Consider the following 13885-nt stretch of genomic DNA (forward strand, 5'->3'; position numbering starts at 1 on the left):
TAACTAACACGTTATTAAAAACCAGCTAAGGCTACAATGAACAATTTTTAGTTAATACTATGATTTTTTTAGTTAAAATTCATCGACTTTAGATGCTCACCACAAAATGGTTATATAATTAGATATCATAATCTGAATGCTATAAATGAAGATGGAACGTGAAGCAGTCACAATCCGGTTTCCTATTCCTCTATTAAACAAAGCAAAACATCTTAAAGATGGCTCAGAGTCATTCAACGAGCTAGTGGTTGAAGCGGTGGAACGAGAGGTGAAACGACGACAGGCTATTGCTACTCATCAGAGCATCGTAGCCAGACGTGCCAAAATCAAGGCTAGAACTGGCGTACACCCAGATGTGAATGTTCTCATTCATCACCTCAGAGAAGGGGATATGCGAAGTGAATAAAGTCTTATGCTTGGATACAAGCGTTCTTATTGCCTATCTTGTGCCTGATGAAAATGAACCATTAGCAGATAATCTGGTGCTGGAAGCAGTTGTGGGACAGACACGTTTAGTTGTTCCCAGTTTTGCTTGGGCAGAAGTAGGCTCAGTATTACGTAAGAAAGTCAGGATGGGTTTACTGACAATCGAAGAAGCGGAAGGCTGTTATCTAGATTTTTGCAATCTACCCATAGATTACATTAACGAGCAGTTGCTCAGAGTCAGAGCTTGGGAGATTGCAGAACAATATCAACTACCAACACTCTATGATGCTGCATTTTTAGCTTGTGCTGAGGGTGAACAAGCACAGTTCTGGACGGCTGACAAAGTGCTATTAAATAAACTATTGCCACTGCCAGCTTATGTCAATCAACTAGGAGTCTAGCAAGTACCAATATTGCCAGTGACATCAAATAGTGGGCTGCTATACTCAGAAATTCAACTTACTTTTAACCGCCCCAGCATCCAATCAAATCTTTTCCCTGCGATCGCTACACGATCTAAAACGTTATCATTCAATTCATCCTCATATTCTACATCTTTAGCTAACGGTAAACCTTTACTATAAACGCGTCTACCATAACCAAGCTGACTCAGCATTCCTTGCAATCTTTGAGAAAGCAAAGTTGCAATAACTTGATAAAAACGAGATGCAAATCCTATATCTTGCTGTAACTTTGCTGCTAATTGCTGTCGGTCAATTGACAACACAATTGAATCTTCAATCGCTTTAACCGTTGCCAAAGGCAGCCGCCCATCAATGAAGGGTGTTTCGCCGATGATTTCGCCTTTGGATAATCTGGCTATTTCTCTACCAGAAATTTCACTACCTTCTATAGCAGCAAAAGCACGCGCTAAGGGGTTACGTTCATTGTCATCAATAGATAAAGACATTGCTCCATCTAAAAGAATATACAGCCCATCCACAAGCCCGCTTTCACGGATAAGTACGGTATTAGCAAGAATTTTTTGCATTTTACCACAAGTCGTTATCCAATCGATGTCACTATCATGTAATCCTCCTAACACAAATAGGACATCTCTCAAAGGTTGACTTTGTGCTAAATTGTTACGTCCCTGTTGATTAATGGTACTTTGGATTCTATCGGAAAGGATAATTGCGATCGCACGATAAAAACGTGAAGCAAAACCAACATCCTGCTGCAACTTTACTGACAATTTCTGTTGTGAAATCGACATTACTAAAGATTTTTCTACAGCTTTCACAGTTGTAGCTGTAAGGCGATTCCCTAAAAATGGAAGTTCCCCTACTACCTCGCCACTGGATAATCTGGCAATCTCCCGACTGAAGACTTCATCTCCTTCGATAGCTGCAAAAGCACGAGTTAAAGGATTATTATCTGGTTGAGAAATGCTAACTGTTAAAATGCCATCTAGCAAAATGTGTAAAGAATCGGTAGCTTTTCCTTCTTGGATAAGTATAGTGCCAGGAGCTATTTCTCGTTGATGACCTGTTGCAATCATCCAATCAATGTCACTGGTAGTTAATTCTTTGAGTAGAACTTCTGTCATAAATAATACCTGTTTTGAATTTTATATTTTGGATTGTTCTAGATACACGAAGTTTTCAGCAATCTATCTAAGTGTTGTTGAATAAACGAGTTCGCCTCTTTTGAAGCTAATTCTTCCAATGTTAAATAAGTCAATGTCGTTAACATCAAGGGTTGAATATTAGTATCAGTTAATTTCTGTGCATACTCAGCGTGAAAACGCTGCAAATTTTCGGCGGCTGTTTTCACTAATGCCTGTAGAATCCTAAAAGCCCCATCAGAAAGTGGTGGATTACCCAGATAGTTTTGCAGTCTACCTCCCTCTCGGTAATCAGGAAACGACTCTAACCCCAGAAATCGCAAACACCAGTCGGCTCGATAACAACCTGTAGCGGCTACAATGCCCCTGTAGTCGGCAATTAGCTCATCGAGAATGTTGTTCCGCATGGAGTTAAACAAGCGGCGTGTAAAGTAGTGTGTACATTCATGTTCCAGCCGAATTGTTAGTGATAGCTGTTGCCATTGGGATTCTTCAAGTCCCATATCGCTGGCTGAAACGTTGCTATAAGCGCCATTACTCAAAATAATCAACTTATCCTGATAAAGTTGCTTTTGTGGTATCAACCGTTGAAATTTTTTTGCCCAATTAATTTCTGAACTAGCAAGATTTTCCGCCTCCCATTTTTGACGATACTGACGAATTCGATCCCAGTTATTAAAACCGCTAATTATGCAGGCTCCCATAGATTTAGGAATTGGCTGGGGTTCATTTCGCTTTGTCAGGGCTTGTACTAAAGAAAGAAAATCCTCTCGGTTTCCAGTTATTAATACTGGTATGATGCCAGCCAAGCTTTGATGCAGTATTAATTGGAGTTTTTCAGGTTGTTGTAAAACTAAACCAGTCGCTTCATGCATTCCATCCGCAGTAACGCCCCTACGAGTGGCAGACAGATACGCTTCAGTTTGGCTGATACCTTCTTTAATGGGGAATTGGAACTGAACCAGTCGTTGTTTGAGTGCTTCAAATACTCCTACAACTCTGGCTACAACAACGTATTCTTCCCAAGCAGCTACATATAATTCAGGAGTAAGGGGGAACTTGAGAGGATGAGTTAATGTCTTGTGATCAAAAACGTTTTGATTGTATACCAATAATTCTTCCGCCTCTGTAGCAGTGGCTCCAAAGTAGGTGAGGACATCGGTACGAAATGATTGTTGAATCATAGGCGAGTGGGGAGTGGGGGAGATGAGGGAGCAGGAATTTTAGATTTTAGATTTTGGATTTTAGATTGAAATTTAATCCAAAATATAAAATATAAAATCCAAAATTGAATTGCCCAATAACTAACGAGTAACGACTAAACCAGCAATCTGATCGGTAATCCCTGCAATTGTCTGACTTATGGGATGTTCAGAGTAACGTAGGGAGAAAATACCAAGGCTTGCTAGCTGCATCATTTCTTCGGAAAGGGGCAAAATCCCTGCTAATGGCACGTTATAGATTTTCTCAACCTGTTGTTGCAAGTCTGCAAAGTTCAAACTTGGTAGCGCCTTATTGATTACCAACAACATTTTTGGCACTCTAAGCTTCCGGGCTACATCCACTGTTACCGCAGTACCTTGAAAGTCTTGATTATCTGGACGTAAAAGAATTATTAGAACATTGGAAATACCAATAGAAAGTAAGGTTTCTTCATTCAATCCTGGATGTGTATCTATTAATAGATAGTCTAGTTTCAGGCTGCGAATAAGTTGCTGAAAACCATCGTTGAGTCGGATTACATCATACCCTTCACGGAGAATTCTGGCGATTTCACCAGCTTTAATACTAGAAGGTACTAAATAAAGCTTACCCTTGATAGTACCTGCATTTCCTTGTTCCGCAATGAGAGTATCAGTCACGTCGTAGGCAGCGTCTTTAATATCGCATTGTCCCCATAAATAATCATTGAGTGCGCGTTCTATTTTATTCTCGTTGAGTCCGAAAATAACGTGAATTCCTGGTGATTGGATGTCAGTATCAATAATGCCTACACGTTGTCCTTGAAGCGCCATAGTAGCTGCTATATTCGCAATCAAGTTTGATTTACCAGTACCGCCACGGAATGAATGAACTGCGATAATTTGTGTCATATATTACCTCGTAATTAATTATTTATTGGGCATTGGGCAATTCAATTTTGGATTTTAGATTTTGGATTTTAGATTGAAATTTAATTCAAAATCCAAAATTTAAAATCTAAAATTCCTGCTCCCTCATTTTGCTAACTATGGGAACGTAAATTTTAACCAGCAGCGATCGCCCCCCAAGGGTAGCAACACTCGTCCGTTGGATAGCTGCAAGTTAAACTGCATATTCTTGTTTCCACTCTGGACTTCTACTAGTGCAGGCAAACTTTTGGAGTCAACTTTGGAGTTGCTTGTGTGCGCCCACACTCTAAGTTCTTTTTCTTGCTTGTTTGGTAATTGAAAGGTGGCATAGCGCAGGGATGAGAGTGATGGAATCTCAATCGTGGCTCCTTGGTGATGTTGCTCACCATCGGCATATCCCAGCAGCACTTGGGCGATTTTTGGTTGTCCGCCTGCTGTGATTGTGAATACGGAACTACCCCCCAGATGTTGATCTTCTCGCAGTTCTACAACTACACGAGAAGCAAAGGCTCCATAGTTTTTCATCACTAGAGTTGCTCCTAAAGATAGTGCAGCAACGGACAATGCAGTAATCCGCGCCACGGAATTTTCCCAGATAAATAAGCCGTGGATGAGCAGGATGCCTAAGAATAAACTGTATACACCCACGCTGAACAATGGATGGTTGAGAAGTTTCAAGACGACTCCGGGTATAAGTTCGCCTTTGCGTCGACTAGAAACTAATAATAAAACTGGGAAAATACCACCAACAAGGGAATTGCCAAGGATGCCGGCGAAGGCGAGTATATTGGTAAAGGATTGGACACCAGCCAAGAAAAGCCACTCTGTCAACAAAAAAACTAGCAGTAAGGGGCTGATGGATAAGAAGAAGCGACGTTGGTTGAGCAAGGTTGTCCAAAACTTTTTCGTCTGACTCTGATGCTCAAAAGCAAAATTTCCGGCATCAGCTTTCAAACCTCCTTCATAAACTAAGAGCATCGGTGAAATGATTTGTAGACAAGCTCTATCCTGGTTAACTGATTTGACATCTAAAGCCAAGCGGGTATCCCACTTGCGTAAGTCGGGAAATTGATTGAATAGTTCTTTAATATCCCAATGTTCAGCGATCGCAATTTCTACAGAGTCAACTTTGCCGCTTAACTGAATATCTACACGAAACTTAGATTGAGTTTCTGATTGTCCCAAGTAGGTTAAACCAATATGGGGAATCTGGCTGGATTCTCCAGAGGGATGTAATATTAACATTCCTTGCTGGCGAGGTAAGCTTAATACAGATTTCGGTCGGATAGGCAACCACTCTTTAGCTAAGTTGACTAGGAGACTGGAACTACGTAGCCAAGCCATTCCTAAAAGTAGAGTGACTAAAACTGCCCCCAAAACTGTGACGATGGAACCGACTTCTCTTGCTAGTGGTGCTAAAGCGGTGCCTGATTGTCCTGCTAGCAATTGGGGGGCGATCGCTCCATTAACTGCTAACACCCAAATGCAAAACAATATAGTCAAAAAAGCTGTTCCCGCAACGCTACCCCAAATCAAGGAGGTGGCGCTAGAGTCACGCGGAAGTATGAGTTTGCCACATTCCCCGACATACACATGGCCAAAGTAAAGCATCAGGCTGACACCGAAAATCCTCTGTAGTATCCCCGGTTGGAAATGACCATCAAGAAAGGGCAATTTTATATATAATAAATTTTCTAGTTGAATATGACTGAATGCCAGCAGTGAAAGGATCAGCAACAAACTCACGTTGATTACTGCCAAAAATACCATTAAGGCGACGGTGAAGTTCAAAGATTTACGCGATCGCAAATATAACCCTCCACCAAAAAGCAATGCTGCCCATAATGCTGCGGGTATCGGTGTAAAGCTGGCCATCGTCACCGACAAACCAATATAACAAGCTAATGCAATCAGAAAAACTCGGATACCAACTGCAATAGAAAGTATAAATGAACCTGCATTTCCTAAATAATTAGATACTAATTGTTTGATAAAAGAATTCCCATAACGGAAGTCACCACTACGCCCTACGGCTTCTGCCATACAAGCCATCGTCAGGATGTTGATAGTACCAATAATCAGCAAAAAGGCAATGGTAACTAATGGACCAACATCGGCGACAGCAATGGGCAAGGCTAAGAAGGCTTGGGGAAGCCCTAAAGCAACGGTGAGTATGGACGCTAGCCAGAAGGGGGGCAGAGATTCTAGACTTTGGGCGATCGCAGCACTCATCCAGCGCCACTGTTCAATCAGTGGCAATTGGGATGCAAAAATAGTTAAGAGTTGTTTTCTGTAAAAGCGGGAATAAGCCACCTGTACCGTTTTCTCATCCAAACCCAAAGCGGCGCGGATGTGAGGCACTACTTTCTCGGTGAAAGTGTATTTCTGTGCCAAAGCATGGGCGATCGCAGCTTTTAATTTGGGATTTTCTGGTACTAGAGATGCCCACTGACTGGCGTAGCGTTCCAAGTGCTGAATCGTGGGGTGGAGTGGTGGGGCATTTCCTAAAGCAAAGGCTTCTAAGAAAGCTAAATCACGCTCATTGGTAGCTTGCTCTGTTAAGGAAAATTCCACCAGCGATCGCGCCACTATTTGCGCCGTCCGACTCTCGATCAAAAACAGTAGTGTATTCGCTCGTCTCGCAGGTAAACCCGCCAGCACTTCCTCCCGTGATATCAGTTCGTCGTCGGATGACATGATCTATACCTCAGTATTTAGCGATCGCTCTTTCAAAGATTGCACCTTACTTTGCAATCTCTGGTAGTACTCTGTCTCAGTTTCACTGACGGTTACTGTCTGTTCCCTGAGCTTTTGGATTTTCATTTGTAACTGCTGAAAGTGTTCATTTTCCGTAATTTCCGCAACATTATTAGCTCTTTTGGTTTCATCAATTTCAATGCGAAGTTCTTGGACTTGCATTTTCAACTTCTGATCTCGCATTCTGACTTTTTCAGCCATCTTCAAGAAAACACGCACTAATAGACCGATGTCATCTTGACTATGTGTTGATTTTGCCAAACTCTGACGGAGTTCCAATACATGAGAATCAAAATCATCTTGTTCTAGTGCTTGAGCGGCTTCTGTGAGGGCGTGAATCGGTCGAGAAATTCTTCTGGCTAAGAGTAGCGCCATGATCGCTGTGATGCCGCCTACAACTACCACACTGCTGCCGTGCAGCCAAATCAGCCGGTTCAAAGGTGCAGCAAACTGTGCCTTGGGTTGGCTGATTCCCAAAACCCAAGATTGTTCTGCTAAAGGTGCAAAACCAACTATGCGGGGCATCTGCTGGGGTGGAAAGCGATAGATTGCATGACCTACAAGTTTTGCTTTCACCATCACTTTCAACTCTGCAATGTTCAAGCTCTGAATCTGCTCTAGTCCATAACGTCTGTCAGCGGCAATCTGCTTTAAAATATCGGGGGACAGAGGGATGAGGCTATGGTAAAGCAGAGATTGATTGGCATGACTGATGATTACTCCCTGTTGGTCAATTAGAAATGCGTAGCTTTGAGAACCTACTTGCAATGTATTGACAATCGCTCTAATATCTGCACCCCTAATTTTGAGTACTAAGACTCCGACGATTTCACCACTAGGCGATCGCACTGGGTGAGAGAGAAACATTCCTGGTCGTTTCGTCGTTTTACCTACCAGAATACTAGATATATAAGAGTTCCCCTGAATGCTAGAGCGGAAATACTCACGGAAAGCGTAATTTTGACCAACAAATGTGGGATCAGTTGCCGCAACAGCACGTCCCTCTTTATCCATGATAAAAATAGCATCAAAGTCTGGATTAGAGCGGAAGACATTTTCAAGGGCTTGTTGCATATCATTACGCAAGTCTGCACGTTCTCCAGAGGAGGTTGCAGCGAGAAAATTTACCACATGGCGATCGCTGCTAACTTGAACGACAATCCGCTGAATATCAATAATTAATTGGTCAAGACGACTAGCAACACTAGTAGCTAATAGTTCTAACTTGCGGTATTCTCCAGCCTCTACACTATCTAAGCTCTGCCGCAGATTGTAATAGGAAATGAAGCTCATCGGTATCAGCGCCGCCGCCACCAATGCCGCCGAAATCTTAGCAGCGATCGGCCAAGCTGGAGGGTAGAAAAAACGATGAAAATGCTTCATTTTCAAAATGCAATACCTGTTGAGGTATAAAAGTTTTTACATAAACGTATAAATTGGAAGCTTCAATTCTAAAATTCTTTTACTGCTTCTTATCTTTAGCAGCTTAGGAAAGGTAACTAATTACTTCAATGCACAATCTTTGTATAAGACTCACATTTTTTTAGTTTTTACTGTTCTAACTTAGATATATTCAGATCCCCGACTTGTTAAAGAAGTCGGGGATCTCTTCTCTACGCGATGCTGCGCGTAGCAAGATCCCTGTAAGGGTACAATTTTTAAATTGTTAATAATTGTGCCTTTCTCCAAGCTTGGGGAGTAGTCTTGTGATGCTGCCGAAACTGGCGGAAAAAATGACCTTCATGCTGATAACCTACCGTTTCAGCAATTTGATTCACACACAAGCTACTTTGAAGCAATAAGGTACGTGCTGCTACCATCCGACGTTCCACAATCCAATGATTAACTGTTTGTCCCGTATGACGGCGTACTAAGTCGGTTAAGTAAGCAGGACAGTAACCAACAGCAAGAGCCACATCTTGTAAACTAATTGGTTGATGATAATTTGCTTCAATGTACTCGAAGACTTGGCTCAGATGAGAGTCAGAAGGAAATATCGATTGCGAATTTACTGATTTTGTCGTTTCAGATAAAGGTGAAACTAGAGTTTGGGGAAAATGTGCTGCGTAATACTCTTTTATTGCTGTTTGTTTTTGCAGTCGAGTTGCGATCGCTCCCAATAATTCTTCTACCGTCGAGGGTTTAGTAAGATAGTCATCAGCTCCCAAATCCATGCCTTGACGAAGTTCAGCCTTCGTAGCTTTAGCAGTCAGAAAAATAAAGGGGATCATAGCTGTAGTAGGATCTTGGCGCAGAGTGGAGAGAACACCATAACCATCAAGTTCTGGCATCATAATGTCACAAAGCACCAAATCTGGTAAGTTTTCTAGCGCCTTCTGCACACCCATAACACCATTTTTTGCACCTATGGCTTCAAAACCTTCTGCCTCTAAGCTATCTAGAAAGATATCTCTGGTTTCTGCCTCATCTTCAATCACCAAAACTTTTGTCATAATTGGCTCTGATGTTCACTGATGAATTATTAGTCAATCAAAATGATCCAAATTATGCAAAAAAAATCATTTCATAGATCATATTAATTAGACCACGTGTAAAGTTTACAAACTTTAGCGATCGCTGCTAGCAAACCCTCTACTGTACAAGGCTTAGTAACATAGGCATTTGCTCCTAGATCCATGCCATAGTACCGTTCCAAATCGCTAGTCTTAGCAGTCAAAAAAATTAACGGAATTTTGGCTGTCAAAAAGTTCTGACGCAGCGTAGTCAGAACACCGTAACCATCAAGTTCTGGCATTATAATGTCGCAAATTACTAAGTCAGGCAAGTACTCTTGTGCTTTATTGACACCAACACGACCATTTTCCGCACAAATAGTATCAAAACCTTCTGCCTGCAAGCTTTCTACTAATATGTCTCGCATTTGCACCTCATCTTCAATTACTAAGATTTTTTTCATCATTTACCAGTCCATCGGTCTTTTTACATTAGCGGATGCCAAACTCAATGACAATACTTTTTCTTTAAACAAGACTAGCGCTTTTTTAGCTTCCTTAGCATAAGTCTCCTACTGTAGTCATTACTCTTTTCAGCCTTTACTCTCTCACAAATGATTTGGCATTGCTATAGTGGTTGTTTTAAGAATAATGTAACTGTAAAAATAGTACCTTTCCCAACTTCACTCACCACGTCAATTTGACTATGATGCAAGTCTACAAGCTTTTTGACAATTGCTAGTCCTAATCCATTACCTGGTATGTCACCTACATTCCCACCTCGATAAAATGGCTTAAATAACTGTTGTTGATCTTCTAGCGAAATGCCAATTCCATTATCCTTAATTTGAAAAATAACTTTTTCATCTTGGTAAGACAATATCAAATCAACCTTAGTACTTGCTGGAGAATATTTAACAGCATTTGAAAGTAAATTCATTAGAACTGGTTGTAGCAATTTTTTATCTACCCAAACTGGTTTACAATTACCTTGGCTAACGAAGTTAACTACACTTAGACTATTTGTTTGTAGGTTTATTTCTGCCAATATCTCACGGCAGAATAAGTTTAAATCAAGCGATTTTAGTTCACACTGTAGCTTTCCGGCCTCCGCACTCCCAATCAGGAGAACTTCATCCATTAAGTGACTAATCTGTTCAGTTGCTGTTTGAAGACGCTGCAAATACTGGAGTTTTTTCTCATCACTCCAGTGGTGACTATGACGTTTCAATAAACTAGTGGAATACGAAATTACATTCAGGGGACTGCGGAATTCATGAGAAACCATAGAGACAAACTGCGCTCTACCTTCTGCAAGTTGTTTTTCTTGTTCTAGAATTCGGCGATTTTCTGATTCTGCTTGTTGACGTTCAGTGATGTCTCGAAAACTCCATACTATCCCAATAATTTCTTCACTGAGCCGTAGAGGCTTACTACATCGCTCGAAAAACCTGCCATCTTTCAATTCCAGAATATCATAGCTTTCAAAATCATTTTGGCTATTGAGTTTTTGGATATCTCTGCACAATATTTCTGGATTGTTAATTTGGCTGATGTAAAAAGTTAGATATTGCTGATAGTTACATGAATTAATAATAGAATCGGGAACCTGCCACATCTGAGCAAACTTCCGATTGGAGCTAATAATATCTCCGTCACATCCAATAGCAATAACACCGCAATCGATAGATTCTAGAGTTGCTTGAAGTAAGGAAAGGGAATTCTCAAGTTTTGCTTTTACCCACTTGCACTCAGATATTTCATGATACAATAGTTGGCTGACGTATTTTATTTCGGTTAAAAGCTCCTGTACTCTGTACTCTAGTATCTGATTAGTCTTAGATAAGACGAATGAAACATGCTTGCGTTTGCTGATATCTCGGATCAAGATACAACCATACTCTCTACTTTCATATTCCATATAGCTAGCAGTGATTTCCACTGTTAAGCGCTGGTTTTCTTGAGTTTGATGTATAGATTCAAAGTATAAGGAACCTTGTTGTTTAATAGTTTTCCAGCAGTTGGGCCATACTTCTAGTGAAAAGTCTAGTATTACATCATGTATGGTCATAGAAAGTAATTCTTCGTAGGAATCACCTACAAAATTACAAGCTGCCTGATTGACATATATAATCCGTGCATCTGAACTTATCCAGAAAACTGGATCTGTTAAACGTTCCATTAAAAACTTGCTAAATTGCAACTCTTCTTCTAATTGCAATGTGTCGGCTTGAGAATTGTGTAGCTCAGAAAACTTGTTTGTGAAAATCATAAGTTTCAATGCTAATCATTTATAATTAACCGAATTTATTTGATGACACAAAAAACTTCTTGGCACTCTAACTACTCAATGCATTCCTTAATTAAGTTTATGTAATAGAGAGTATTTCCCAAAACTTAGAACTACTCAAAATATAGAGTTTGGAGGTTTAAAACTGCGAACAAGTCATCATGGAAACATTAATTTTCGTTGACTATAGATTTAAATTCTGGAAAAACTAACTTGCTTTTTGATAATCTTTAGCTGCTTTATAGTAACTAAGATAAAATCTCTTAAACCTATATATTTAGTAACAGGATACAACGAACTACCACCAATTAATAATAGACTTTGGAACACTCAAATTTAGTTAATTCAAATCATAAAATAATCATACCGTTCTACCAAGTTAGTTCGACAGAACAATACTTTTTCAATACACTAAAAATTTGTTTGACTTGGGCTTTCTATAAAATTCAATTCTAACCATACAGCTATTCGATTGTTAACGCAATACTATTACACTAATATTACACTTTGCAAACAATATATTACTTTTTCGGAAAATACTTAACCTCAACCCACCCGTGCAAATGTACTAAACAGCCCTTAATCCGCTTTTTGCCCCAAAGCCCTATCTTTTATCAACTCCATATTCCCACTCTATCAAACCCAATAACTTTTCCTCCACAACCTCTGCCTCACAAATGGTCAAAAAGACCTTCTCAAGGCTGGCAGCGCCCCATCTTCCTGCTGACCTGCTTTTTAAACGCAATGCACTTAAGGAATCTCACTGGAATCCTTTGGCTAAAGCTTGTGCAAACGTGATGGCGCTACCATTTTGGTTGAATGACAACCCTGTTCTCACAAGTTGCATCTGGTTGGGGAATACCTGGGCAATACCACTGGCAGTTCGAGAACCTGCGAGAAATCACACCGATTCCTTACATTAGGCGGTTGGGGATTTTTGAAGTACCTGATGAATTGGTCAGGAGTGCGATCGCCTCATGAAATCAGTCCTCTCGCTTTTCTCCGGTATCGGCGGACTATCTCTCTTGTGTCACTATGGCGTAGTATAATAATGTACAAAGCCTAGAACGAAGACACAGAGCATAGTAGAGCCTCGTTCACCCATAAAAACCGTCAAGTTTGTGGATGAATATTGCTTGTGGTATAAAAATCTGTTTTCAGATGTTAGGAATTTTGAAGCTTTCAAATATCTACATCTAGGATGTATTTCTGATTTAAAACGGAAAAGTCTACCTGAAATAGCGAAAATTGTCGGGCTAGATAACTATCAAGGACTACATCATTTTTTAACTACATCATCTTGGGACGTAGAAGAACTAAGAACCTTGAGATTAGAGCTAATTTTAGAGGTATTAAAAGGAAGACCAATCATTTTAATTATTGATGAAACTGGAGACAAAAAGAAAGGTAATACAACAGATTATGTCAAACGGCAGTATCACGAATTAGCTCACGTAGAACAACAACGAGCCGGACGAGTGACCGCGCCTCAGTCTAAGGGAGTTGCCATTAATACTGACTCTCAATTAGAAACTGAAGCCGATGTTATGGGTGCGAAAGCAGCGCGGGGTGAGTCAGCACAAGTAACTGGGGCTGCGAATTCTGGAGTGCAGCGGATGTTTGCTCAGGGTAATGTTATACATATACAGTGTGTACGTGAAGGAAAACAGCGAGACGATCAGTCGTCTGGTAAGGAAGAGGATAATTCTGCTTATCTTGCAGATTGGGCTGAAATAGATGCTGAAATAGATAGAGTTATGGAAGAATATTATACTGGTATCTTGGATGAAGAGATATCTCAAGCCGTGCCTGTACCTGGTGCCGTTGACGGTCAAGATACCCTCGTGCTGGGCCAATTCCTGCGTGATGTAGTCAAGCTGAATCAGCGCAATTTCCGCATCTTCGGTCCAGATGAGACACTCTCAAATCTTTTGGGCGCGGTGTTTGAAGTTACTAATCGCCAGTGGAAAGCGCGGGAAGAAAAAAATGATGAATTCCTCGCGCCCACCGGACAAGTACTGGACTCGATGCTTAGTGAACACCAGTGTCAAGGTTGGTTGGAAGGCTATCTGCTAACTGGAAGGCACGGACTATTCAACAGCTATGAGGCGTTTATTCGTATCGTTGATTCGATGTTCAGCCAGCACGCCAAATGGCTAAAGGTAACATCGGAACTGCCCTGGCGACGGAAAATCGCATCGCTCAACTATATTGATAGTTGAAATTGAGTCATTGCGATTTGGAGCAAGCTGTACGTAGTTTGTCCCGATGAGACACAACT

General features: G+C 40.8%; 12 protein-coding genes and 1 pseudogene. 5 read left to right on the top strand and 8 right to left on the bottom strand.

The features are described from left to right. Positions 1–145 precede the first annotated feature (145 nt). A complete protein-coding gene (locus V7L07_RS00705) occupies positions 146–406 on the top strand; it encodes a YlcI/YnfO family protein (protein ID WP_335054125.1) in 261 nt (86 codons plus the stop codon). Beyond that, complete coding sequence (locus tag V7L07_RS00710; RefSeq protein ID WP_335054127.1) at positions 399–827, top strand: type II toxin-antitoxin system VapC family toxin; 429 nt, start codon at positions 399–401, stop codon at positions 825–827. Before V7L07_RS00705 ends, V7L07_RS00710 begins: the two co-directional genes overlap by 8 nt. A 53-nt stretch (positions 828–880) precedes the next feature. Here the strand turns inward: V7L07_RS00710 and V7L07_RS00715 are convergent, their stop codons facing one another. The 8 genes from V7L07_RS00715 to V7L07_RS00750 all read right to left on the bottom strand — a co-directional run bounded on the left by V7L07_RS00715 (position 881) and on the right by V7L07_RS00750 (position 11586). Beyond that, a complete protein-coding gene (locus V7L07_RS00715; RefSeq protein WP_335054129.1) occupies positions 881–1975 on the bottom strand; it encodes a cyclic nucleotide-binding domain-containing protein in 1095 nt (364 codons plus the stop codon). A 38-nt stretch (positions 1976–2013) separates the two neighbouring features. Further along, positions 2014–3177, bottom strand: coding sequence for a DUF7005 family protein (locus V7L07_RS00720; protein ID WP_335054131.1), 1164 nt, complete (start codon positions 3175–3177; stop codon positions 2014–2016). 120 nt (positions 3178–3297) lie between these two features. Then, positions 3298–4086, bottom strand: a complete 789-nt coding sequence (locus tag V7L07_RS00725; protein WP_335054133.1) for a MinD/ParA family ATP-binding protein — start codon at positions 4084–4086, stop codon at positions 3298–3300. Between the two features lie 135 nt (positions 4087–4221). After that, positions 4222–6801 (bottom strand): hypothetical protein, encoded by a 2580-nt coding sequence (locus V7L07_RS00730; RefSeq protein WP_335054134.1) that lies wholly within the window; start codon positions 6799–6801, stop codon positions 4222–4224. A gap of 3 nt (positions 6802–6804) precedes the next feature. After that, complete coding sequence (locus tag V7L07_RS00735) at positions 6805–8244, bottom strand: PDC sensor domain-containing protein (RefSeq protein ID WP_335054135.1); 1440 nt, start codon at positions 8242–8244, stop codon at positions 6805–6807. A gap of 275 nt (positions 8245–8519) precedes the next feature. After that, positions 8520–9314, bottom strand: a complete 795-nt coding sequence (locus V7L07_RS00740; RefSeq protein WP_335054137.1) for a response regulator transcription factor — start codon at positions 9312–9314, stop codon at positions 8520–8522. 83 nt (positions 9315–9397) lie between these two features. After that, a complete protein-coding gene (locus V7L07_RS00745; protein WP_335054139.1) occupies positions 9398–9781 on the bottom strand; it encodes a response regulator transcription factor in 384 nt (127 codons plus the stop codon). A gap of 161 nt (positions 9782–9942) precedes the next feature. Continuing rightward, positions 9943–11586, bottom strand: a complete 1644-nt coding sequence (locus tag V7L07_RS00750) for a sensor histidine kinase (protein ID WP_335054142.1) — start codon at positions 11584–11586, stop codon at positions 9943–9945. Between the two features lie 837 nt (positions 11587–12423). On the opposite strand from V7L07_RS00750, the gene V7L07_RS00755 reads away from it, so the two are divergent. The 3 genes and pseudogenes from V7L07_RS00755 to V7L07_RS33390 all read left to right on the top strand — a co-directional run bounded on the left by V7L07_RS00755 (position 12424) and on the right by V7L07_RS33390 (position 13826). Beyond that, entirely contained in the window at positions 12424–12585 is a 162-nt protein-coding gene (locus tag V7L07_RS00755) for a hypothetical protein (RefSeq protein WP_335054144.1), read from the top strand. Positions 12586–12686: 101 nt separating this feature from the next. Further along, positions 12687–13043: pseudogene (locus V7L07_RS00760) on the top strand (transposase); the annotation flags it as partial. Positions 13044–13082: 39 nt separating this feature from the next. Then, positions 13083–13826 (top strand): hypothetical protein, encoded by a 744-nt coding sequence (locus V7L07_RS33390; protein WP_442935989.1) that lies wholly within the window; start codon positions 13083–13085, stop codon positions 13824–13826. The last annotated feature ends 59 nt before the right edge of the window (positions 13827–13885 follow it).

Origin of the sequence: Nostoc sp., from assembly GCF_036916985.1 — a bacterium.
In the GTDB taxonomy this organism is placed as follows: domain Bacteria; phylum Cyanobacteriota; class Cyanobacteriia; order Cyanobacteriales; family Nostocaceae; genus Nostoc.